The organism is Endozoicomonas sp. (assembly GCF_965196975.1).
Taxonomy (GTDB): Bacteria; Pseudomonadota; Gammaproteobacteria; order Pseudomonadales; family Endozoicomonadaceae; genus Endozoicomonas.
Genome location: NZ_OZ239981.1, coordinates 2,355,463 through 2,379,250 on the forward strand (window position 1 = coordinate 2,355,463; position 23,788 = coordinate 2,379,250).

At 47.3% G+C, this 23,788-nt stretch carries 19 protein-coding genes; 13 read left to right on the forward strand and 6 right to left on the reverse strand.

Annotation, left to right across the window (positions count from 1 at the left end; translation table 11 throughout):
• Positions 1 to 358: 358 nt before the first annotated feature.
• Together ACOCLE_RS10530 and ACOCLE_RS10535 are read right to left on the reverse strand one after the other, a co-directional pair.
• Positions 359 to 1,744 carry a purine-cytosine permease family protein gene (locus tag ACOCLE_RS10530; protein ID WP_419536660.1) on the reverse strand — a complete coding sequence of 462 codons (1,386 nt, stop codon included), beginning with the start codon at positions 1,742 to 1,744 and terminating at the stop codon, positions 359 to 361.
• Positions 1,745 to 2,080: 336 nt separating this feature from the next.
• Positions 2,081 to 6,934 (reverse strand): NAD-glutamate dehydrogenase, encoded by a 4,854-nt coding sequence (locus ACOCLE_RS10535; RefSeq protein WP_419536661.1) that lies wholly within the window; start codon positions 6,932 to 6,934, stop codon positions 2,081 to 2,083.
• Positions 6,935 to 7,216: 282 nt separating this feature from the next.
• Here ACOCLE_RS10535 and ACOCLE_RS10540 point away from each other — a divergent pair, with 282 nt between their 5' ends.
• From ACOCLE_RS10540 to ACOCLE_RS10570, 7 genes are all read left to right on the forward strand, one after another.
• Positions 7,217 to 8,188 (forward strand): AAA family ATPase, encoded by a 972-nt coding sequence (locus ACOCLE_RS10540; protein WP_419536662.1) that lies wholly within the window; start codon positions 7,217 to 7,219, stop codon positions 8,186 to 8,188.
• A gap of 8 nt (positions 8,189 to 8,196) precedes the next feature.
• Complete coding sequence (locus tag ACOCLE_RS10545; protein ID WP_419536663.1) at positions 8,197 to 9,126, forward strand: DUF58 domain-containing protein; 930 nt, start codon at positions 8,197 to 8,199, stop codon at positions 9,124 to 9,126.
• A 2-nt stretch (positions 9,127 to 9,128) separates the two neighbouring features.
• Complete coding sequence (locus ACOCLE_RS10550) at positions 9,129 to 9,599, forward strand: DUF4381 domain-containing protein (protein WP_419536664.1); 471 nt, start codon at positions 9,129 to 9,131, stop codon at positions 9,597 to 9,599.
• Positions 9,592 to 10,641: a vWA domain-containing protein gene (locus ACOCLE_RS10555; protein WP_419536665.1), complete on the forward strand. Its 1,050-nt coding sequence runs from the start codon at positions 9,592 to 9,594 to the stop codon at positions 10,639 to 10,641. The genes ACOCLE_RS10550 and ACOCLE_RS10555 overlap by 8 nt, the downstream gene beginning before the upstream one ends.
• Complete coding sequence (locus ACOCLE_RS10560) at positions 10,641 to 12,581, forward strand: VWA domain-containing protein (RefSeq protein ID WP_419536666.1); 1,941 nt, start codon at positions 10,641 to 10,643, stop codon at positions 12,579 to 12,581. Before ACOCLE_RS10555 ends, ACOCLE_RS10560 begins: the two co-directional genes overlap by 1 nt.
• A 95-nt stretch (positions 12,582 to 12,676) precedes the next feature.
• The gene (locus ACOCLE_RS10565) at positions 12,677 to 14,452 is read left to right on the forward strand and encodes a BatD family protein (RefSeq protein WP_419536667.1); all 1,776 of its coding nucleotides are present in this window, start codon (positions 12,677 to 12,679) and stop codon (positions 14,450 to 14,452) included.
• A 43-nt stretch (positions 14,453 to 14,495) separates the two neighbouring features.
• Entirely contained in the window at positions 14,496 to 15,056 is a 561-nt protein-coding gene (locus tag ACOCLE_RS10570) for an RBBP9/YdeN family alpha/beta hydrolase (RefSeq protein WP_419536668.1), read from the forward strand.
• Here ACOCLE_RS10570 and ppiC read toward each other — a convergent pair.
• Positions 15,053 to 15,331, reverse strand: coding sequence for a peptidylprolyl isomerase PpiC (ppiC, locus tag ACOCLE_RS10575; RefSeq protein WP_419536669.1), 279 nt, complete (start codon positions 15,329 to 15,331; stop codon positions 15,053 to 15,055). The two genes, ACOCLE_RS10570 and ppiC, sit on opposite strands and share 4 nt — an antisense overlap.
• Positions 15,332 to 15,584: 253 nt before the next feature.
• Here ppiC and ACOCLE_RS10580 point away from each other — a divergent pair, with 253 nt between their 5' ends.
• The 5 genes from ACOCLE_RS10580 to ACOCLE_RS10600 all read left to right on the forward strand — a co-directional run bounded on the left by ACOCLE_RS10580 (position 15,585) and on the right by ACOCLE_RS10600 (position 18,985).
• Positions 15,585 to 16,661 (forward strand): NAD-dependent epimerase/dehydratase family protein, encoded by a 1,077-nt coding sequence (locus tag ACOCLE_RS10580; protein WP_419536670.1) that lies wholly within the window; start codon positions 15,585 to 15,587, stop codon positions 16,659 to 16,661.
• A 99-nt stretch (positions 16,662 to 16,760) separates the two neighbouring features.
• Positions 16,761 to 17,264, forward strand: a complete 504-nt coding sequence (locus ACOCLE_RS10585) for an FUSC family protein (protein ID WP_419536671.1) — start codon at positions 16,761 to 16,763, stop codon at positions 17,262 to 17,264.
• Positions 17,265 to 17,390: 126 nt separating this feature from the next.
• Positions 17,391 to 17,942 carry a PepSY domain-containing protein gene (locus ACOCLE_RS10590; RefSeq protein WP_419536672.1) on the forward strand — a complete coding sequence of 184 codons (552 nt, stop codon included), beginning with the start codon at positions 17,391 to 17,393 and terminating at the stop codon, positions 17,940 to 17,942.
• A gap of 35 nt (positions 17,943 to 17,977) precedes the next feature.
• Entirely contained in the window at positions 17,978 to 18,247 is a 270-nt protein-coding gene (locus tag ACOCLE_RS10595) for a hypothetical protein (protein WP_419536673.1), read from the forward strand.
• A gap of 9 nt (positions 18,248 to 18,256) precedes the next feature.
• Positions 18,257 to 18,985, forward strand: a complete 729-nt coding sequence (locus ACOCLE_RS10600) for a response regulator transcription factor (RefSeq protein ID WP_419536674.1) — start codon at positions 18,257 to 18,259, stop codon at positions 18,983 to 18,985.
• 174 nt (positions 18,986 to 19,159) lie between these two features.
• On the opposite strand, the gene tnpC is transcribed toward ACOCLE_RS10600, so the two are convergent.
• Positions 19,160 to 20,665, reverse strand: a complete 1,506-nt coding sequence (gene tnpC / locus ACOCLE_RS10605) for an IS66 family transposase (protein WP_419532963.1) — start codon at positions 20,663 to 20,665, stop codon at positions 19,160 to 19,162.
• A 100-nt stretch (positions 20,666 to 20,765) separates the two neighbouring features.
• On the opposite strand from tnpC, the gene ACOCLE_RS10610 reads away from it, so the two are divergent.
• Positions 20,766 to 21,818: a sensor histidine kinase gene (locus ACOCLE_RS10610; protein WP_419536675.1), complete on the forward strand. Its 1,053-nt coding sequence runs from the start codon at positions 20,766 to 20,768 to the stop codon at positions 21,816 to 21,818.
• A gap of 35 nt (positions 21,819 to 21,853) precedes the next feature.
• Here ACOCLE_RS10610 and ACOCLE_RS10615 read toward each other — a convergent pair whose 3' ends face one another.
• Together ACOCLE_RS10615 and ACOCLE_RS10620 are read right to left on the reverse strand one after the other, a co-directional pair.
• Complete coding sequence (locus ACOCLE_RS10615) at positions 21,854 to 22,471, reverse strand: TetR/AcrR family transcriptional regulator (protein WP_419536676.1); 618 nt, start codon at positions 22,469 to 22,471, stop codon at positions 21,854 to 21,856.
• Positions 22,472 to 22,672: 201 nt separating this feature from the next.
• Entirely contained in the window at positions 22,673 to 23,551 is an 879-nt protein-coding gene (locus ACOCLE_RS10620; protein WP_419536677.1) for an SDR family NAD(P)-dependent oxidoreductase, read from the reverse strand.
• Positions 23,552 to 23,788: the final 237 nt, after the last annotated feature.

A 23,788-nucleotide genomic window follows, 5' to 3' on the forward strand; every position in this document is an offset into this window, starting at 1 on the left:
CGCTTGAAAAATCAACCAATACAATGCAAGCAATGAGCAGTTCAGATTGTCAGGTCAGCGTGAATAGCGTTATGAAATAAGCGGAATACTAAGACTTTAGCAAACCAACCAAATCATGGAACTCCTGAACATGAAAGTACTACTGGTTTGTGAGGATTACGTAAAGATAGTATCACAGTACTGAGGATAAGAAAGCCCGGAGTGCACGTCATGACCGCCTTTTTTACCAGAATATTTATTCGAAAAGTAACTGCTTTTCGAATAATTAATTGGAAAAGCAGATAAAAAATAAAAATATCGCTTATTTTTCCACAAACATCTTCACTAACCCCTGACAAAGGATTAAATGAAAGCATTTTTAGTCAACAGGGACAGAGCGTTTCCACTTAATGGTTTTGATACCTGGCTGCAGTCGAATAAATAACCAATAAAGAAAAGCAGTAAAAAACAGTAGAAGCACAGCAGGCATACAGAACTCTGGTATCAAAAAACCCGCAAAAAATGCCAGGGGAACCAATAAACAGGCGAATACATTAAACCCCTGATAATACCAATAGGTACCATCATTTTCGTATAGGGAGGAGACATCCAGACTCTTGAATTGATAACAGTACCACACCAGCATCGTACCAGTGATGGGAGCAAACAACGTGCCTATGGCTCCCATATGATGAACGTAGCCACTGATAACCTCCGGGAAGCAGGAAAGCAATCCTGCTAACAGGGTCACAACGATCGTTGCCCGGAACCGGCCGATTTTCTCAAAAGCATTACAAAGAGAGAGCCCCCCCGTATAGAGGTTGATCACGTTAATCGTCCAGTTATCCAGGAAAATAACCAGTGCTACCATAAAAATAATCAACACATTGGGTTGTAGCTGGGTAATGGTTTCAAAAGGATTGATATTAGCTGCGCCACCGGCAATGACGGCATAGGCACCAAATGAGGCGGCTACCAGAGTTCCCACCAGTGAACCTGAGATGGTACCGATCAGTAAAGAACGTTCTGATCTTGTATAACGGGTAAAATCAGAAGCATCAGTTACACAGGTAAATGAGGTAGACACTATTGTATTAAACCAGAGTGCTGCAAGTGCCCAGGACCAGTGAAGCCCCTCCCGAAAAATAACCACTTCAGGTGCTGCATCACTGCCTCCGGCATTAAGGAGAAACAGTATGAGTGTTATAAAAAGCAGTAACTTTGCCGGGAAGGAAAATACCGACAACCATTTAAGGTAGTGATATCCAACGATAGCCACCCCCCCCTGAAAAAAAGCAAAAACCAGCGAAATCAACCACAGTGGTACATGTAACTGAAAACAATTCCTCAAGATTGCTTCTATGGCCAGTGAACCTGCGGCCGTCTGGAAAGCAAACCAGTATATGGAACACAGAAGCCGGAGTAACGAGGTAATCCAGCGGGCTCCCCTGACACCAAACACCGCCCGACACAGCACCTGTCCCGGAATCCCATACCGAACCCCTGCCTGAGAAAATAAGAGAAATGGGATCATTCCAATAAGAACAGAAACAACTTGAATGGCGACAGTAGAAATAAAGGAAAGTCCGCCAGTGACCATCATTCCTGATGTAATCAGGGTACCAGGATTAATAAACAGGTTGCTGTAGATGTTGAATAAGGGCCACGCTCCTCCCACTTGATGACGATGAGGTACTGGCTGGAGGCCATACTGTTCACAAATTCTGGGCTGACTTACAGAAATAGGCTCGGGCAACGCTGCCATGGCAACTCTTCAATGCTAGTGAAAACCAATGAAGAATAGACAACAAAGAATGATCAGTGTTCCAGATACCAGGAGGACTAGATTTTAATCATGAAGTCAGTTGATCATTCAAACCCTCAAGTAAGACGAAAGTCGCAGGTCATGCTAGCTCCATGCTCAAGCCATTCAACGCAGCTTAGCTTGATACTTTGTGTCATCAACCCGGAATAATGCCTATGGTTTACGTCATTCTGAGTTGTTGATGGCTGGGAAGGAATAACAACACAGCACAGACAGTGACTGACCTGATGCAGACTGTGAGCGGGTAGTCAGACGTTAATTGAGAGCACCCCCAAGTCAATTATTACCGTGCAGGCTGACCTGAGCCAAATCCATCAACTCACGATTGGCCACGGAAAACATCGCCAGATCTGCCTGAGGAGCACTTCGGATATCAGCCAGCATATTCTGCCAACGTGAAATCAACGCATGATTATTAACTATCCACTCATCAATAGTCTGCTCGATAGGAACCCCATCCTGAGCGATGCCTATCAGGCCGGTTGATAATTTACGCTGCTGCCAGTTAAGCTCATCTCTGGCACTGTCACGGGCCAGTGACTGCCAATGATTAGTCACTTCCAGCTGCGAAAGAGCATTTCCATACCAACTCAATTCCAGCCGCGACCCAATTGCAAAGAAGGTTCTTATTGCTACTTCCAAAGGCACACCGGTTTCATCCGCAGCACGGATGACAGGCAGTGCACTCAGTAAATAGCGCTGTCCTGCAACTACCAGAGCCAGCTCCTCTGGAACTCCTTCAACCACCATGGCATCAACGGCTTTATTCAGCTCATCCCTCTCATCATCACCAAGAGAATCTGTAAAGCAGCTCAGGAACTGCCGGACTCTTGGACCATAATGACTAATACACGCTGCTGGAACCAAATCCTGACGCTTAAGACGAATAAACCAGCGAGTTGTTCTCCTTACCAGTTTGATTAATGAGCCCATCATCTTATATTGCAATGCACTGGACACCTTATGATCCAGTTGTTCAATCATCTTCCAGTAGAAGGAAACGTCAAAAACATCACGACTGGCACTGAAAGCCCGGGCAATCTCAGGTGCTGAAGCACCGGTCGTCATCTGCAGCCGATGAACGAAAGTAATCCCCATCATATCAATGAGGTGATTAGCGATCTGGGTTGAGATGATTTCTTTGCGTAGCCTGTGCTGCTGAATCTCATTCGGGAAATTTTCTACCAGAACCTGAGGGAAAGCACTGTACAGTTCCTGAGCAAGGTACTCATCATCAATAACCGTTGAATTCAATAATGCCTCTTTGAGATCCGCTTTACTGTAGGAAACCAGCAGAGAGAGTTCGGGTCTGGTCAAACCTTGTCCATTAGCTGAGCGTTCAGCGATCGTTTCATTATCCGGTAGAAATTCAATAGTACGATCCAGCTTACCCTGTCTCTCAAGGTGCTCCATAAAACGACGGTACTCGCCCATTCTTGAAACGACATCTGACTCAACCACAGAAATAGCCTGAGTCTGGCGGTAATTGTTGGTCAGAACCAGGTTGGAAACTTCATCAGTCATACTCTCCAGAAGCTGGTTCCGCTGCTTAAGCGTCATATCACCGCTGGAAACAATGTCATTTAGCAGGATCTTGATATTTACCTCATGATCGGAACAATCGACACCACCGGAGTTATCGATAAAGTCGGTATTCAACCCTCCTCCCTGGAGTGCATACTCCATCCGACCAAGTTGACTAAGCCCCAGATTCCCCCCCTCTCCAACAACACTGGCCTGCACCTCACACCCATTAATTCTCAGAGGATCATTGGCCTTGTCACCTACGTCACCATGCGTTTCCCTCATGGACTTGATATAAGTTCCAATACCGCCATTCCATAAAAGGTCAACCGGAGCTCTCAGCATGCAGCGGATTAACTCATTGGGTGGTAGCTGATCTACTGTGATACCAAAGCGCTGTTTCATAGCTGGGCTGATGACAATTGATTTTGCCTGTCGGGAAAAGACCCCTCCCCCCTCAGAAATCAGGGATGTGTCATAGTCTGTCCAACTGGAGCGGGGCAAATCAAACAACCGCTTTCTCTCTTCATAACTCTGGTAAACATCGGGGTTAGGATCAACAAAGATGTGAAGATGATTAAAAGCACCTACTAACGCAATCGTCTCAGAACATAACAGACCGTTCCCAAATACATCGCCAGACATATCGCCAACACCAATCACAGAGATCACATCTTTCTGAACATGAATGCCTTTTTCCCTGAAGTGTCGTTGAACAGAAACCCAGGCACCCTTGGCGGTAATCCCCATTTTTTTATGGTCATACCCAACACTGCCACCAGAAGCAAACGCATCTCCCAGCCAGAAGTTATACTCTTCAGCAATACTGTTAGCGATGTCAGAAAATGAAGCCGTTCCTTTATCGGCAGCGACGACCAAATAACTGTCACTTTGATCATAAATCACAACATCATCTGGATGGATAACGTTACCATCCAGCAGATTATCCGTTATATCCAAAAGCCCCCTGATAAAGGTCTTATAACAACGAATACCTTCCTCCATAATGGCTTCACGAGTTCCATCAACTGGAAGCTGCTTAGGTACAAACCCTCCTTTGGCTCCGACAGGGACAATGAGCGCATTCTTCACCTGTTGCGCTTTTACCAGTCCAAGAATTTCCGTTCTAAAGTCCTCAACCCGATCAGACCAGCGCAAGCCTCCCCGAGCTACCTTCCCCCCCCTGAGATGAACACCTTCAACAATCGGGGAGTAAACAAAAATTTCATAAAGAGGAACAGGCTTCGGAATATCCGGGATTTCCCGAGCAGCCATTTTGAGTGAGATATAAGACTTAGTGTTGCCGTTCTGATCCTGCTGATAGAAATTGGTTCTCTGGGTTGCCTTAATGACGTTCTGATAACAACGTATTACTTTATCTTCACTCAGCACTGACACCTGATCCAGAGCCTGAAGAATCTTCTGCTGGATCTGCTGCTGATGAGCAAGACGCTGAGTTTGGGAAAGATCCAGCTGAGGATTAAAACGAACTTCAAACAGCTCCACCAGTAATCGGGCAATGTCGATATTGTTGCACAATGTTTCAGCAATATAAGACTGACTGAAGCCAACCCGAATCTGCTTCAGGTAGCGTGAATATGCCCTGAGCATTGCCACCTGACGCCAGCTCAAGCCGGCGGATAACACCAGTCGATTGAAGCGGTCATTCTCAGCTTCACCAAACCAGATTTTTTCAAAAGCTTCCTGGAAGATTGAGCCTACTTTTTGCAGATCCAGATTGATTCGGGCATCAAAACTGAGTTGAAAGTCATGAATCCAGATCTTTTCATCACTGCTACTATGAACCAGGTAAGGATATTCTCCCAAAACACGTAGTCCCAGATTTTCAATAATAGGAATCTGGTCTGCCAGAGGCAGTGGCTCAATATAATGATATAACTTAAGGTGTACCTGATTGTCACTATCATTCAATGATTGGTAGAAGCCCATCGACAGTGGTCGGTTCGCGTTCATCATTTCAAAATGGCGAATGTCCGTCACTGCCGATTGAGGTTTGAAAGCTTCCTGGTAAGCAGCGCTAAAGCCATCCACAAATCGAGACAACAGCTTATTACCCCGGACTTCTCCAAACGCTTCCAGAGCAGACTCTCGAAGATCATCACTCCAGGATGACGCGGCGAGGATGATTTCACGGGTGATAACATCCAGGCTGTAATCAATACGTCCTTTTAATTTGAAAACAAAATGGACTCTGGCAAGGATGGATTCTGAAAAATAAGTAGTAAACTCACTGTCCTCAGCTTCCAGTCGCTGACAGAGAATCCTCTCGACACGCTGGCGAAAATGAGTACTGTAAATATCCCTTGGAACAAAAACCAGTGCCGAACAGAACGGTCCATAAGGGTCCTGCCGGATAAACACTTTAATCTGCTTACGCTCCTGCATACGCAGGATAGACATCGACGTTTCAAACAAATCATCCTGAGTCGTCTGAAACAGTTCATCCCGAGGAAAAATTTCCAGTATCTGAATGAGATCTTTGCCGTGATGGCTTCTTGGGTCAAGCCCTGAGCGTTGAATAATCGCCGACACCTTATTTCGAATATAAGGAATGGCATAGGGCGTCTTTCGATACACCGGAGAGGTGTACAAACCCACTATACGTGCTTCTCCAACTAGCCGCCCCTGATCATCGAAGCGTCGAATGGTAATGAAGTCAGGATAAGCCGGGCGATGCACACTAGACCTCACCGAAGCCTTTGAGAAGGACAAACGCTCGGTCAATTCAAATACATCATGTTCAACAAACGGTTCCAGGGCTAACTGTTCAGACTCACCCTCAGCTGCTGGCTTCAACAATCCCAAAAGGGACTCCGCAGGGCGTATAAGTTGTCGGACACCATCATGCTCAGTAACAATGAGCTCTTCATAACCAAGAAAAGTAAAGTTGTCATCCAGCAGCCACTCAAGAAATGCCTGAACATCGTCCTCTTCTTCTACAGAGTTGCCAGGCAGAGTATTCAAATGTCCAATGACCGCAGCCAGCCGCTTAACACGCCCAGTCATTTCTTCAAAATCATCGACAACACGGCTAACATCTGCCAGAACCCCGCTTAACTGGCTCATCAAAGCGGTGAGTTCTGCCTGATCTTCACAGCGGTCTATCTCCAGATATACAAAGGCTTCACGACTGATAAACTCCCCATCAACGGGCTCATCAGAAAAAAGTAACGTCATTTCCGCAGAGCGTCTTGAATAAGTAACCCCATTGCGCAGCAGATGAATCGTAGAGCCATACTCATTGAGTTTCATTCTGACGGAATCCACTACAAAGGGCATATCCCTGTGCAGAATACGCACAACAGTATGGTTGGAGTGCCAACCATGGAGATTGTATTCCGGATTAATGACCTCAATTCGGGGCTCATCAGGATTATGGAATTGGATAAATTTCCAGAATGACTGGGTTGCCCCCATCAAATCCTGCCAATGCCCCCTGGTCAGGTCAGGATGGGTATCCAGAGAGTAATACCGGTAAACAAACTCCCGAAAACTGTCCAGCTGCTCAACCGGAACATAGGGCGTTAAATTATCAATCAGTTTATCCAGCGTCTCTTCACGTTCCAGACTATTTAACTGCCCCATCCCTGGCGTCTCCAATATGTATTCATCTTTTAAAAAGTAAAATCCTTGTACTAGACCATCGGCCTTCATGAACCTATATTAAACAGCACTGTCAAAATTAAGACTTATATCCGTAAAGCATTCGCCAAGCCTAGGGAATGGGGCTTATAAATAGTCAAAATGACTTGTAGAATTTCATGTTTAGATCGGAATGTGTCAGAAGCTTTCTGGTGGAGAGGTGTCCTGACCTTTCTCATACTCCCTTTTAAAAAAGACGCAGACAGATTTTCGGGTTCAGATAGAATGTCGACAAGCCACTGTTTTACACAATTCAGTCAGCTGAAAAACTACCTTTACAGCACCATTATCGGTCAGGAGCACTTGGTTAACCGACTGTTAATCTCCTTGCTTGCGGATGGACACCTGTTGGTTGAAGGTGCACCAGGGCTGGCGAAGACCAGGGCAGTGAAAGCTCTATCGGATGGTATTGATGCCGACTTTCACAGAATTCAGTTTACACCTGACCTACTACCTGCCGACGTCACCGGCACAGACATTTACTTACCTGAAGATGGCAGCTTCCGTTTTCAACCGGGTCCCATCTTCCACAACCTGATTCTTGCTGATGAGATCAACCGTGCCCCGGCCAAGGTTCAATCATCGTTACTGGAAGCCATGGCTGAGCGTCAGGTCAGTGTTGGGCAGAAAACTTATCCACTTCCGGATGTTTTCATGGTCATGGCCACCCAGAATCCTATCGAACAGGAAGGGACTTACCCCTTACCAGAGGCTCAACTAGACCGTTTTATAATGCATGTCCGCGTCAGTTACCCTGACGTTGACGCAGAACGCGCCATATTGAAGCTGGCCAGAGGGGAAGCCATGCATTCCCTCATTGAACGACCCCAGAACCCACTGAAACAGGAAGAAATTCTTCAGGCCCGTCAGGAAATACTGGCTGTTCATATGGAGCCATCGGTGGAGGAGTATATTGTTCAATTCATTCATGCCAGTCGCAACCCCAAACTATACAGTGATCAGCTGGCAGGCTGGTTAGAGTACGGGGCTAGCCCAAGGGGTACTATTGCCCTGGATCGCTGTGCAAGAGCCCATGCCTGGCTTGACAGTCGTGACTTTGTCAGCCCTGACGATGTTCAGGCCGTTGCCCATGATGTTCTCCGCCACCGACTGCTATTGACCTTTGAGGCTGAAGCAGAAGGAAAAGATGCAGACCAGATTATCAGCCAGTTATTGAAACTGGTGCCTGTAGCCTAGGAAGAGCTATGAGTGGTGCCTATTGTACATTGCAGAGCCTGGTCAACCTGCGACTTCAAGCTAAGGACCTGCCATTGTTTCAGCCTGGACGAAGCCATCAGCAGATGCTCGGAAACGCTCGCTCTCCTTTTAAAGGAAGAGGCGTCGATTTTGAAGAAGTCAGAGCCTACCAGTTTGGCGATGATATCCGATCCATTGACTGGCGTGTTACCGCCAGACGAATGAAACCCCATACCAAGGTCTTTCAGGAGGAGCGTGAAAGGCCTGTGATGGTACTACTGGATCAGAGCCACTCCATGTTTTTCGGCAGCAGACTCAACTTCAAGTCCGTGACTGCCGCTGAAATATCGGCTCTGATCGCCTGGGCAACACTAAACCACGGTGATCGTATCGGTGGTGTCATTTTTAATGAACAGGAGCTTCAGGAGACACGACCGAAACGCTCAAGAAAAACCCTGATGCACTGGCTGAATCAGACCGAAAAAATGAACCTTAAACTCCGGGCTGCATCTGTACCCAGCCTGGATGCCGAACATGGGTTAACCAGAACGCTCAGACATGCCCGTCGCGTTGCTCACCCGGGTACACAGATCTTTCTGATCAGTGACTTCCACCATGTAAATGACGAAGCTGAGCAGCATCTGTCCCAACTTGCCCGACATACAGAATTGATGGCCATCAAGGTAAGTGACCCGCTGGAGCAGGAACTCCCTATCCCAAATCAGTATTGCGTAACGGATGGAATGCACAACCTGACGATCAATACCAGACTCCAACCACTCCGTCAGCAGTTTCAGCAGCACTACCATGCAAAAAATGAACAACTGCAAAGTATGCTTTCACGTTTTCGAATTCCGTTGTTACAGATAACCGCAGCACAACCTTCCGCACAGCAGCTTCTGAGCCTTTATGGGGTCAGGGTTAACCATCTGGAGTAGTCATGGAAATGCTAACCCCATTAGACCAGCTCCGCCCTAATCATCTGCCTGACCCAGTTGGTTTCTGGCCTCCCGCTATTGGTTGGTGGGTACTGACAATAATCGTGGTCGCCTTAATCACGTTTCTGACTTTACACGCCGTTCGTCGCTGGAGAAAAAAGCGTTATCGCACCGTTGCACTGCAGGAAACTCAAAAGGCTTTGGCTGACTATCAGGAGCATCAGACACCCGTTCGTTTTGCACAGGACTGCAACGTGATCTTGAAAAAAGTGGCTCTTCGGGCTTTCCCACAAAAAGAGGTAGCCAGCCTGAGCGGTGACCACTGGTGCCAATTTCTGGCTGAAACAGGTGGAACGCCTGAATTTCTCAACCACAGTGCATTCAATAATGACCGCTATAACCCTAATTCTTCACTGTCCGCTGAAGATATTTTTACACTGACCCGGCGATGGATAAAAAAGCACCATGCTTGAGCTTGAATTGCCCTGGATTCTGATCGCACTGCCGTTACCTCTGCTGGTTTATTGGTTTATTAAACCCGCCAGCAGTGGTAATGGCTCAGCTCTACACATTCCCTTTTACCGGGAGTTGTCATCAATGGTTGGCTCTCAAGGCACAGAGAAAACACCAACACCAAAAGCCCGTCTGTTCATGCTCTGGCTAATATGGGCTCTGCTTCTGATGTCTGCCAGCAAACCGGTATGGCTTGGAGAGCCGGTTGAATACCAGAACAGCGGCCGTGACTTGATGATGGCCGTTGACCTCTCGGGTAGTATGGAAATCAATGACATGGTTCTTAACGGGCGCCAGGTTGATCGACTGTCTGCCACAAAATCCGTAATGAATGACTTTATAGAGCGTCGCCGGGGTGACCGGCTTGGACTGATTTTGTTTGGCTCTCAGGCCTACCTCCAGACACCCCTGACCTTCGACCGACAAACCCTAAAAACACTGATGAATGAGTCCGGTATCGGTATGGCAGGCAATAAAACAGCCATCGGTGATGCACTAGGCCTTGCAGTCAAGCATTTACGCAAGCGGCCCGAAGACAGCCGGGTACTTATTCTCCTCACCGATGGTGCGAATACGGCTGGAGAGATTTCACCATTACAGGCTGCCCAGATTGCAAAAGAAGAGCAGATCAAAATCTACTCCATTGGTCTGGGAGCCGATGAGATGATTGAACGCAGTTTTTTTGGTGCTCACCGGATTAACCCATCCGCTGATCTGGATGAAAAAACGCTGAAGGAAATGGCAGAGCTGACGGGAGGTCAGTACTTCCGGGCTCGCAATGTTGAGGAACTCGACAAAATTTATGCACTGCTGGATCAACTTGAGCCTACGATGCAGGAAGAAGACGTTTTCCGCCCCAGTAAAAACCTCTTCTTCTGGCCCCTGGGTCTGGCGCTGCTTCTCAGCCTGATACCTGCTCTCATTAGGCTTATGCCAGCAAACCTATTACCCCAAAGCGGTGAAGCCAATGTAAGCAATGCGGCTAAATGGAGAGGCCGATAATGATGGAGTTAATTTCTCAGTTTCATTTTCTAAGGCCACTCTGGCTTCTTATGCTGCTGCCCTGCTTTATTCTGGCAGCGCTTCTATGGAAACAACACAAAGCCCTGGGAAGCTGGACAAACGTCATTGCTCCAGAACTGCTTCCCTGGTTACTGGAGGGTGAATATAAAAAGCCAGTTCGCTGGCCACTGATACTGATTATGTCTGGCTGGGCTTTCACCTGCCTGGCAATGGCAGGTCCCACCTGGGTTAAGCATCCTGTCCCGATCAGTAAAAGCCAACACCCTCTGGCAGTTGCTGTAGACCTTTCTTTGAATATGTACGCCGCAGACCTCTCGCCAAACCGGCTTACCCGGGTCCGGTTTAAACTGCAGGATCTGTTCAATCAGCGAAGCGAAGGACTTTCCGCGCTGGTTGCCTATGCGGGATCAGCACACACAGTTGCGCCCTTAACGGACGACAGTCGCACACTGAACAATCTGGTTAAAGCGCTAAGCCCTGACCTTATGCCTGTCCAGGGCAATAACCCTGTTGAAGCAGTAAAACTGGCCAGAGACTTGATAATACAGGGGAGCAATAAGCCCGGAGATATTCTCTTGATTACAGGTTCCGTCTCTGAAGCTCAGGCAGAAAAAATAACCAACTTACTAAAAGGCAGCGCCCTTCGCCTTTCTATTCTTGGAACGGGCACCGAGCAGGGAGCCCCGATTCCACTCCCCGAAGGTGGGTATCTTAAGGATGATGAGGGAACCATTGTTGTTCCACAGTTGGAGCAGAGCCGCCTACAGGCATTGGCCCGAGCTAATGGAGGACGTTACCAAACGATGACTCTGGCGGATACAGACCTTAAAACGCTAGTACCCATGACCAGTGATAAACCGCTACTTTCCGAACACGAGTCGACCGACCAGGAGCTTGAACAATGGCATGATGCCGGTTACTGGCTGGTCTGGCTGTTACTGCCTCTGGCACTGTTCAGTTTCCGCAGGGGATGGTTGATTGCTGTGATGATTGTATCACTGCCAATGGCTCAAGATGCCAGAGCATTCAACTGGGATGACCTCTGGCAGACCAGGGATCAACAGGGACAGAAAGCACTTCAGGCAGGTAACCCAGAGCTGGCATCAACCCTGTTTGCTGACCCTTCCTGGAAATCAGAAGCCCTGTTCCAGAATCAGCAGTTTGAGGAAGCCGCCTCACTTTTAAGCACCCAGGGTAGCGAAGATAAGAGTGCAAGTGACGATTATAACCGTGCTAATGCACTGGCAAAGGCCGGCAAGCTTCAGGAAGCACTGAAAGCGTATGACCAGGCAATCATTCAAGCCCCTGATATGGAGGATGCAAAATTCAATCGTAACCTGGTTGAACAACTGTTGAATCAACGTTCTTCTCAAGATCAGCAAAATAAGTCGTCTCAACAACAAAGTGAGCAGAATAGCAGTGGCCAGGATCAGCAGAGAACTCAAAATGAAAACAGCCAGCAGTCACAGGGCGGTGATGGAGAACAGGACAACAATACGGGTAACCGCCCCCAAAATTCTGACGTTGAAAACCAGAAGGACAGGCAGAATTCAAGTAACACAGAAAATGCCTCTGAACGGGAGTCTGAGCATCAGGCTCAGCATGCACCCAATCAAAACAGCACTGCCAACAATAAAAGCCAACAGCCAAACCAGAGTGAACCTTCGCAGGAATCATCAGAAGAAAACCCCACACATACTGCTCAACAATCAGATTCAGACGAACCAGACAACTCCAGTGAGCAAGCCAGACAGTCTATTGCTGAGCCTTCTGATGAACAGCCACTCTCTCCTGAGCAACAGGCAATAGAGAGCTGGTTGAGAACCATTCCTGATGATCCGGGTGGCTTATTACGTAGAAAATTTTTACAACAGCAACGAGCTCAACAACAAAACATGAGGGACGGAACATCATGGTAACCCCTCGAACACTCTGGCAACCACTAACCTTTTTATTATCCTGTTTTTATCAAACAGTCACTCGTATCATGACAAACCATACTGCTAGATACTTAATGAAACGAGCCAGAAACCTGCTATTGAGCATTCGTCCGCTCCTCCTGACTGGCCTGCTGATGCCCCTTTTGGCCAATGCGGCTTTTACAGCCAGCGTCAATAAAACCGTTATTGCCAGCCATGAAACGCTTGAACTCACCCTTCATACGGATGTGAATAGCAGTGATGTACCAGATTTATCACCGCTGGAGTGGAGTTTTGATGTGTTGGGTACCCGACAGCAGAGCAAAACCAATAACATCAACGGTAAATGGGAGTACGCTCGTGACTGGGTCATTACCCTGACCCCAAAACAGCAGGGCACTCTGATCATTCCCCCCATCAAGTTAGGTGACCAGGAATCTGAGCCGATCACCATTAAAGTCAGTGACAAGCAGGAAGATCAACCAGGAAATGATTCCAGCCCGCTGTTTATGAAAGCGGAAGTAAGCAGTGAGAGTATCTATGTTCAACAGGAGTTGATATTAACTCTGCAGATTTTCTTCAGTGTTCAGCTTTACGATAATAAAAGCCTAAGCGCTCTTGATATTGACGATGCCCTCATACAACAACTGGGCGAAACCCGGCAGTTTGATACAATCATTGATGGAATTCGCTACCTGGGTATTGAACTGAAATTCTCAATTCACCCTCAGGCAGTGGGAGACATGGTGATTCCTTCACTAACCTTCACCGGGGTTGCGGTGGAATCCCGCGACCCATTTGCCAGTCTATTTTCCAACAGTGGCAAACCGGTCATTGCACGGTCACCTGAAATCAGAATTGAAGTAAAGCCACAGCCTGAGAGCTACCCATCAAAAGAAACCTGGCTCCCTGCTAAAAACCTGACCATTCAGGAGAAGTGGAGCCAGCCACTTAGTACGTTGAAAGTTGGTGATGCCATCACACGCACTATTACGATCAAAGCAGATGGTCTTACTGCCGCGCAACTACCTCCTATACTAATGTCACAACCATCAGGCGTTAACAGCTATCCAGATAAGTCCGGTACTGAAGACCGCGAAACGCGCAACGGGATCCAGGGGCAGCGAACGGACTCCATCGCCATGATTCCAACCCAGTCGGGAACCATTACCCTTCCTGCTGTCGAATACATCTGGTTTGATACTACCAATGGAGAAGTTAATACCGCAAAGCTGCCAGCTATCACACTCCATGTGGCTCCAGACCCTAAAGTTTCTGAACAAACATCCACTGTTGCAGTCGCTCCACCAGAAGACCTGGACGTAAAAAAAACGGATGACAGTTCTCATCCTGCAGTTATTGCCAGCCAGCCAAATGAGAACACCCTTCGCTTATGGCAGTTTTTAACGGCGCTTTTCCTATTGCTATGGCTGGTAACTCTGGGGTTCTGGAGATTTAAATCAAACAAAAATAAACCGCGCGATTATCGTGAAAAAGCAAACGATGCACTTCAATCACCTGAAAGCCCTCTGCAGGAGGCGGATGCATTTGCCCGCTTGGAATCGGCCTGTCAGCAGAAAAATGTGCGTCTTGCACTGAGTGAACTTCAAAACTGGAGCCATACTTTCACAAGCACAATGTATCCTAACCACTCAGAATCAACCTGTTTGACTGACTGCCTGAACCTGATTGGCTCCAGCAAGCTCAAAACCATCTGTAACGAACTCTCTGGGAGTCTCTATTCGGCTCAGACCAATACGGCGGACACAGAAACGCTTTTATATAACTTGATGGATGAGTGCAGAAGCGTCAGAGCAAAGAAAACGGAAAAGGAAACAAATCCGGAGCTGGGTAAACTCTACCCAGAATAAACAAGCTACAGTGAACGGAAGCATCCAATCGCTGGAAAAAACGATGAAAGTTCTTTTTATCCACGGTAATGGGGGGTGTACCGCCTCCCATCATTGGTACCAGTCCGCCGCCAGAGGGCTTTCTGCTCTTGGGCTAGAAGTCATCCTTGAAACCTTTCCGGATAATGTCATCGCTCATCAGAACGTATGGCTTGAGTTTATGGAAAAACACCTCGCAGGTGACAATAATGCGATTCTAATTGGTCACTCGTCGGGAGCCTTGGCCGCTATGCGCTATGCAGAGAGCCATTCACTGATTGGCAGCGTTCTGGTTTCTGCCTGCCACACGGACCTTGGTGACCCCAATGAAAAAGCCAGTGGTTTTTATGAAGCTCCCTGGCAGTGGGATGCCATTAAAGCAAACCAACAGTGGATCATCCAGTTTCACTCAGAAGATGACTATTTGATTCCAGTGGACGAAGCCCGATATGTCCGTGATCAGCTGACCCCGGACTATTTCGAATTCAAAGACCGGGGGCACTTTATGGGCAGCGACTCAGGAGGAAAGCAGTTTCCAGAGTTGGTTGAAGCAATAAAACAGAAGCTTAGAATAAACACGTTCTAGGTTCGATAAAGCACCTTGACCACATGCCAGCCGAATTTGGTTTTCACCAGATGAGGGGTCAGCAACTCACCGGTAAAGCAGACCTTGTCAAAGGCTGGCACCATCTGACCTTTCCTGAACTCTCCCAGGTGCCCACCTTTTTTACCCGATGGGCAAGTAGAGTGCTTCTTCGCCAGAACATCAAACTTGGCGCCTTTTTTAAGCTGTTGAATAATGTCTTCAGCCAGCTCTTTATGTTTGACCAGAATGTGTAATGCGGCTGCCGTATACGCCATGAGTAAGCCTATTCATAAGAAATCGATTGATTCGTATTATACCGCCCATTGTTGAAACCGGAACATTCGTCCGCACCAAGACGGGCTTTCGTGAATCCCGTAATCCATATGTGGTATGTGACACGTGCAGGGATTGACAAAAATGACTCAGAAGCAATCAGTTGATAATGCTCTTTCCTCAAGCCAGTAACCGATTGGGGGATATCATCATTTTCATCATGAACAATAATAATGACAGCAGTGTACTTCGCTTATGACAACCGAAAATAATCTTCCTGAACCTGTGGAGCTTGGTAAAGTTCTGGTCACTGGTGGTGCCGGCTTTCTGGGTAAAAATCTTGCCAGAGAGCTTCTTAACCGGGGGCATCAGGTTAGAGTATTCGACCTGGCAGAGTGTGATCTTGAACACCCTGGCCTGGAGAAGGTACAGGGAAATATCTGTGATAAAACACTGGTCACTAAAGTATGTGAAGGAGTTGATACGGTTTTTCATACGGCTGCTGTTATTGAAATTCGTTCAACCAAAGTAGTCAGTCAGCAGGTGAAAAAGCTGTCTTATGACATCAACCTTGGCGGTACACAGAACATTATTGATGCCTGCCTGACTCAGGGGGTTAAACGACTGGTTTATACCAGTTCCAACAGTGTCGTTATCAATGGTCAACCCATTGCCAATGGTAATGAGGCGCTACCTTACGTCGATGGTTTTCGCGATCTGTATACAGAAACCAAGGCCAAAGCAGAACAGCAGGTGTTGGCGGCAAATGGCCGGAACGGGCTATATACCTGTGCAATACGCCCCAGCGGTATCTGGGGGCCTGGTGACCAGACCATGTTTAAACTATTGATCAAGGAGCTGATCAACGGTTCCTTTAAGGCTCTGGTAGGTGATGGAAAAGCACGACTCGATAACTCGTATGTACACAACCTGATTCACGGAAAACTGCTGGCTGCCAGTCAACTCAGCAAGAGAGGCAACGCCTCGGGTCAGGCTTATTTCATCAACGATGGAGACCCCATCAACATGATGGAGTTCTCCCGCCCACTGGTCGAACAGCTGGGTTACCCTTATCCGAAAAAACGAATCTCCTATAAGCTCATTAAAACAGTTATCGCAGCCTGGGAGAAACTACACCAGTGGTTTAAGGTCGGCGAACCACCTCAGTCTACTCTGGCTCTTGAAAGAATCGGTATTGATAATTTTTTCAGCATCGATAAAGCCCGCCGCGACCTGGGGTATGAGCCTCTCTATACAACGGAAAGTGGTATGAAAGAGGCGATGCCCTATTACAAGGAACTTCATCAAAAGATGAAAGAAGGCACTGCCTGAAATAGCTTTCTATTCAAAGGGGGTGCTAAAGGCCCCCCCACTCGATCGTTCCCAGATTGACTATATTTCAATTACCCAAAATGATCAGGGTGTTGATGTATGGAACGAATGGCCATTCGTTCAACCGTTCGTTATAGCAGTATCTCCTTTGTCGCTTATATTTCAGGCTATGTTTTCAGCTGGCTATCCTACGAGCCAACGGCCATGATTGGCGGATTATGGGCGGTCATCTCGGGATTGATAGTGTCTGAACCTGCCACTGTGCAGGAAAGTATTTCTACCGCAAAAACCAGGATTATCGGTTCAGCCATTGGCTCTGTTCTTGCTGCAATCTACCTGCTGTTTTTCACTTTTAACGCCATTACCTATGCTATTTTTATTGGTGCGGCTTCACTCCTTTGCTATCGGATCAACTGTGGGCAACATGTTAAGCTGGCAGCAATCACCATTTCAGTCGTCATCATTGTCTCAACTGTCTCGGACATAAACCCGGTTCTCAATGCCAGCCTGCGCCTGTTTGAATCATGTATTGGTGTAGGTACCGGTGTCCTTGTCTCTTACCTTCTGGACAAATGCTTCAGGACAGGTAAAGGACAACGTTAACCATCAACGCCAAATCTTACAAAAATGTATAGTTCCGGAAACCTTCCTGAAAATCTTCCCGGGTAAAGTGGTCACATCGACAGGGGATGTCCCTGTCATGTTTACCCTGGTTATGAGGAAGTTACTGTGAAAAAGTCAAACATTGTTAAATCCGCTGCCCTGTCTGCCTTTATCGGTATGAGCGCAATGATGGCCATAGGTTCAGCCAATGCAGGTGATGCACCTACGTCCCTCAGCGAAGATGCGGTGCCTCTGCTTAAAGCGGTAGAAATTGCCAGAAACCATACCGGCGCAGAACCACTTGAGGCAGAACGTGAAGTTGAAATGGGTCAGGCAGTGTATGAAATTAAACTGGCTGATAAAAACGGTGAAGAGATCAAAACCATTATTGATGCTCAAAGCGGTGAAGTCATTCTGAGCAATCACCGTAGTGGTCACGATAACGACCATGATGACCAGCTTGAAAACGCCCTGTGGCTGTCAGGCATCAGTAATGGCAAATACCTCTCCTTGAAAGAGGCGGTTCAACAGTCCGAGTCTGAGTTTGGTGGCAAGGTATGGCATGTGGAAATGGAAGACGACCACAACCAAGTGTCTTATGAAATTGAGTTGTTGAACGCCCGTGGTCAGCACATCGAAACCAGAATTGACGCTGTCAGACCTGTCAGCAAATCTTAATAGAAAACCATTCAATGGTATGCGGGAGTCATTCGATGAACTCATCTGAAACAACATCTGGTCTGTGGTCCCGAATTCGATCAACAGCCATGAAAATACGCAAAAATGGTCTTAAAGAAGTGACCGGCGTGGTATCGTTCTCCCTGTTTTTCATGATGGGGCTGTTAACTCTGGGTGCCTGTTTATTAGCTGGCGTGGCAGCGGTGATCATTGCCAAATGGCAGCACTATAAAACCCGAAAAAATGATCTCACAGCACCAGCTGATACGCAGGAACCCAACAACAACCCAATCGTTGCGGCCTAAGCCGCAGCGATGTCTTATACAAAAGAGAACATGGTCATGCGGGTATTGCTGGTAGAGGACGATGTAAGCCTCAGCAGTTTTATAGAAAAGGGGCTTCGTGAAGCCGGCCATCAGATTGAGCTGGTTGATAATGGTAAACACGCCCTGACACTTTGCATGACAGAGCAGTATGATGTCGCTGTTGTTGACCGCATGCTGCCCGGGCTGGACGGGCTGTCGCTGGTAAAGGCGCTTCGGGCTGCCCAGGTGGCAACCCCCATCCTGTTTCTTACCTCACTGGGTGGCGTTGATGATCGCGTAGAAGGGCTTGAAGCTGGAGGGGATGACTACCTGACCAAGCCTTTTGCATTTTCCGAGTTACTGGCCAGGATCACTGCACTGTCCAGACGGCAGATTCTAAAGTCAACCGAGACAAAGCCTGAGCTGACCTATGGTGATGTGGTTATCAACCTGTTTGAACACTCCGCCATGCGCCAGGGGCAGACTATGGATTTGCAACCCAAAGAATTTCGTATACTTGAGCTTTTCCTGCGCCATCCGGGACGGGTAATCACCAGAACCATGCTGCTTGAACATGTCTGGGATATTCACTTTGACCCTCAGACCAGTGTTGTAGAAACACACATCAGCCGTTTGAGAAACAAGCTTGAAAAACCGTTTGGCGATACGTTGATTCAGACCGTCCGAGGCGCAGGCTATAAACTGGAGCATAAAACGACGGCAGGTGTGAACTCATGAAATTCCAGTTTCCTGATACTCAGGAGATACGCCTGTATTTATCGGCATTATGGAAACGCCTGCCCAACCAACTGCCCACATGGCTCAAAAGCTCTGCGATTCAACAGGGTTTAATGTTTGGCGTTGTCTCGATCATAAGCCTGGTGTTGATGGCTTCCGTTACTTTTCTGGTAACTATTCAGCACCCAGCAAAGGCGTATTGTTGTAATTTCGAACCGCTTTAAGAAGCGCCTGAAATATGTTCAACCCCTGCTTTTTAGCAGATGATAAATAGCTTCGGATTCGGGTAAACATGGTACCTCCGTCTTCGCTTCTGAAGCAGCCTGAGATCTTCTGCTTAAGTTTGGCCATCCTGGCATCACGTTCACTGCCATTGTTATCGAAGGGAATTGAAAAGTCCGACATGAAGCGCAACGTTTCAACCTTAAACTCAATAAGCCTTTTGAACAGGTTGTAGGCCTTGGTATTCCTGACCTTCTTACGTCCAAGCACCTGTCGTTGTTTTTCCATATAAGCGGTTTCCTTCGTGAGAGCCCTTTGAAGGATTTGGTCGTATATCGTCTCAATGCGAAGCTGTATTGCACCAGGCATTTGAGTCAGACCGGCTGCTTTGTATTTCTTGCAGAAGTGCCAGGAGAGCGTAAGCAATTTCATCAGCCGCAGAGCCAGCTTATTCGCATCCCTATCGACAACTCCCTGAAGCTCTCTCAGATGATGGGCATTACAAAGCACATGCACTGCCGCATAGGCAAAGTAGGACTTCCAATGATCGTGAACCAGAATGCCTGCAAAAGTCAGCAGGATGCCCATTGCATCCATTGCTTCACAACCTCGCCTTTCTGAGAGGTAGTAAAGCGTCCATTGGTCATCTCGCATAATGTGTAACCACCACAGTGAACCGTCAACCCGCATGCCAGTTTCATCCGCTCCTGCAACCGGACTTTCTTGTAAAGCATCGCGGATACTCTGCTCAGTAGAGGCCAGGTTCTCATGGGTATAGGCAACAAAATTGGCAACAGAGCCTGCGCTGACACTCATGCAATAAATAGTATTGAAATACTCAGACACCCGGTGATATGGGATGAAGTGATACTGGTTTAAATGAACAGCCATTGCCTGAGTCACTTCTCCGTATTGAGCAGCGGCTTTCACTCCTTGGGGAAACTCAGCGGTGTTCCGTTTACCACAAGGACATACTTTAACGTCTGCCCAGTACGCGGTAACTTCAAATTCTCCGGGTCTACCTGGATCAAAAACCTGTCGCTCAATGTATTTGGTGGGTTTAATATCGATAAGCGAAGACTGGCAACAGCAACATTTTTCAACCTTCAGATGCCTGACATAATCGGGTAAGGCGACACGTCTCAAACAAGAGCCTTGATGACCTTTCTGGCCACCTGGTTTATTGCCTGAAGATGGTCTAAGGCTTTTGGGGTTCGGTGTTTCCTGTGAGGAGCAGGGGGCTTCTTTGGAAGATGTATCACCTTTATCACTCCCTTTTTTACTGGGCTTTTGATAACCATCTGACGATGGTGGCTTACTACTGTTTTGACTGTTTTTATTAACCCTTTCTTCCAGTTCGCTGCAACGTTCCCGTAAAAGCGCATTCTCGGTCCGAAGCTCTTCATTCTCTTTAAGGAGAGCTTCGGTAAACGGAGTAGCTGGGAAGTCTGGTTCCATACTGGAGATTTGTTAGAAAAATTGAGTATAAGATGATGGTCGAAAAATCAGAAAATTCCAGATTTATATGAAGGGTGCTGAATAGTTACCTTTTCTGTATGTGGATTACGAACTGGGCAAGCAGAGCCGGGAGATTGTCAAAGAATCCAGAGAACTGGTGAAGGGGCAAAACCGGGATTTCAGCGATATTGATGATGATCCCATCGAAGACGATGAAATTCTGGCCGTTCTGACTTCAGGCTTTATTCTGGCAGGCATATTGGTCTCGATATTCACAACCTTCATTGTGATGGTATTGAGCCGCCACAGTCAGAAGCGAATTTCACGAATCGAATCGGTATTAAATGCGGCTGCGGAAGGTCATTTATCAGCACGTACCGGTGAAAAGCACACCTACAATGATCTGGCAAGGATATCCGTCTCCATTGATGAGATGCTGTCACGACTGGAAGGCTCTGTTGCTGCCATGCGGGATATTTCGGCCAATATCGCCCATGAACTGAAAACACCAATCACCCGCTTACGTCATAACCTGCTGACACTGAGGGATGAGGCAGAGCAATCTCATACCAGCCAAAGTGAATCCTTTTCCAGGGAGCTGGATAATGCCCTTGAGGATTCACAGCGACTGACGTCTATTTTTGATGCCTTACTGAGAATAACCCAGATTGAGTCTGGTGCACGAAGAAGCCGCTTTACCCGGATAGATCTGGCTCAGGTCGTAGATACCGTGGCAGAGATTTACCAGGACGTTGCTGAAGATGCGCAAATGTCACTGCACGTCATTAAAGAAGAGTCTCCAGTTATTATTCAGGGAGATAGAGAGCTACTGATCCAGCAGGCCGCAAACCTGATTGAAAATGCCCTGCGTTACTGTCCGAAAGGAAGCAGCATTACTCTTGGCTGTGGTCTTGATAAAGCAGACGGTGTTGCATGGTTGAAAGTAGAAGATGATGGTCCGGGTATTCCAGATGAAGAGAAAGAACGGGTATTTGAGCGCCTGTATCGTGTTGACAAGAGCCGCACCGATGGCGGCTTAGGGTTGGGACTATCACTCGCTAAAGCCGTAGCTGGTTTGCATCATGGCTCAATTGTTCTAAGTGATTGTATGCCCGGACTCGCAGCAAAAGTTTCCATTCCTGTTGATGCGTAATATACAAATCAGGAGTGTTACGTACTCCTGATGAGTCAAATGCCTGCAGGCTCAGTAAGAAAACTATCAATCAGATAACACTTCAATTTATCCAACCGGTCTTCAATATTGTACTGTTCATCATTCAGCCAGTTCAGCGTCAGACCATTAACCATGGCGACGGTGACTTCTGCACAGAAATCGGGCGTCAGCGAAGGTTTCAGTCGGGCAACGTTGTGCTCATAAAGCCTCGTGTACCACTTGTTCATAAAGTTAAGCTGATTCACACCCTGGCTTCGGTGGTTTGGGAAATTACAGACCATATAATCGATCAACTCTTTTTCAAGATGATCTGCATGGGTGTAATTCGTTTTCATCTGATCAAACATAAAGGTCAGCTGCTCTTCAAGTGGCTTCCCCGACCCAAGGGCTGCCTCCACCAGCTCCTGGTTCAGAACCAGGATTTTTGAATCACAGATTTCAATCATCAGCTCATGTCTTGAGCCATAGTAGTTATAGAAGGTCTTCTTGGCTATATCTGCCTTTTCACAAATGGCCTCAACCGTTGCACCGTCAACCCCCTGTCGTCTGATCAGTGCGATGGTTTCCTCACTGATTTTATCCCTTACCGCCTGCTTCTTACGTTCGCGGCGTCCCATTGTCTGGACAGTCAACGATCTAACCTCTTTTCTATAGGATTATGCGCTCTGACTCTGGAGGAGCTCTCATAAAGCGATAAACTAACCTTAAAAAATAAGAATCACAATGGTCGCTGACACAGGACAGTACCAGAAACCGTTCTTTATTAAGAGGAGATTTTTGCTTCACAGACAACAGAACTGTGAAGCAAAAAATAGTTATCTATAAACGGGGTTTTAGATAACGTTAGGTGGTGTCGGGTTAACACCATTGAGCATATTGTCGGTACGCTCCTGAATCGCGGTGCGGATTTTGTCCGTCATTGGGGCAATCCAGAACTTGTTCTCACGGATTCCCTGAAGTGCCGTTTCAGCCACTTCTTCCGGCTCAGTGGTCTGCAGCTCCATTTTAAACTGAGCCATGATCGCACGCATGTCTTCAACAGAGTGAATACCTGAATCCGGCTTGTTAGGATCGGTAGGCAGATCTTCCGGACGGTTTCTTTCAGAGTTAAAGATGCCGGTGTTAACCACGTGAGGTCCCGGGAACAGTGCGTTCACTTTAACCTTGGAGTTCATCTGCTGCAGTTGGAAGTACAGGTTTTCAGTAATGGCCTGAGCAGCAGCCTTGGTAGCCGTGTAGATTGGGGTATGGGGCAACATAAAGTAAGCACCGTTACCGGAACCGGTCACAACAAAATGTGCTTCCTGCTTCTGGGCCATCAGCTTTGGCATGAACGCATTGATGGTATTGATGAGACCCCAGGTGTTTACCCGGAAACCCCACTCCCAGTCATTCATGTTATAGCCCCACATATTACCAGCCTCACCGGTTCCGACACCGGCATTGGCAAAGACCAGATGCATTTCACCGTATTTTTCCAGGGTGGCTTCTGCCAGAGCGTCCAGACTTTCCTGCTTGGTGATGTCGGCCTGAAAACCAAAGCTGTCAACACCATTGGCCTGAAGCTCACTCACGGTTTTATCCAGAGCCGTCGGTTCAATATCAGAGACAACCACCTTGGCGCCTTCTTTACCCAGTAACAGGGCAATGGCACGACCAACGCCGCTGGCACCACCGGTAATTACTGCAACCTTGTCTTTGAAGTCTTTCATTATTTTTTTCTCCACGCTCTTAGCGACAAGCTGACATTGGAAGTGTTTTTCCACTTCTACGACATGTGAGCACCAATCTGCCTGAATTTTGATCTGTGACAATTTTCAGTTCATTTGGATACTTGATTGCAAAGTTACACTGCGGTAACTTATTTTACAACAGTTACCAAGCTGGATATTCGATCTTCTTCTCAGAAGGCCGTTTCCTGAGTGCGGATTGAATGACAACAACAATAA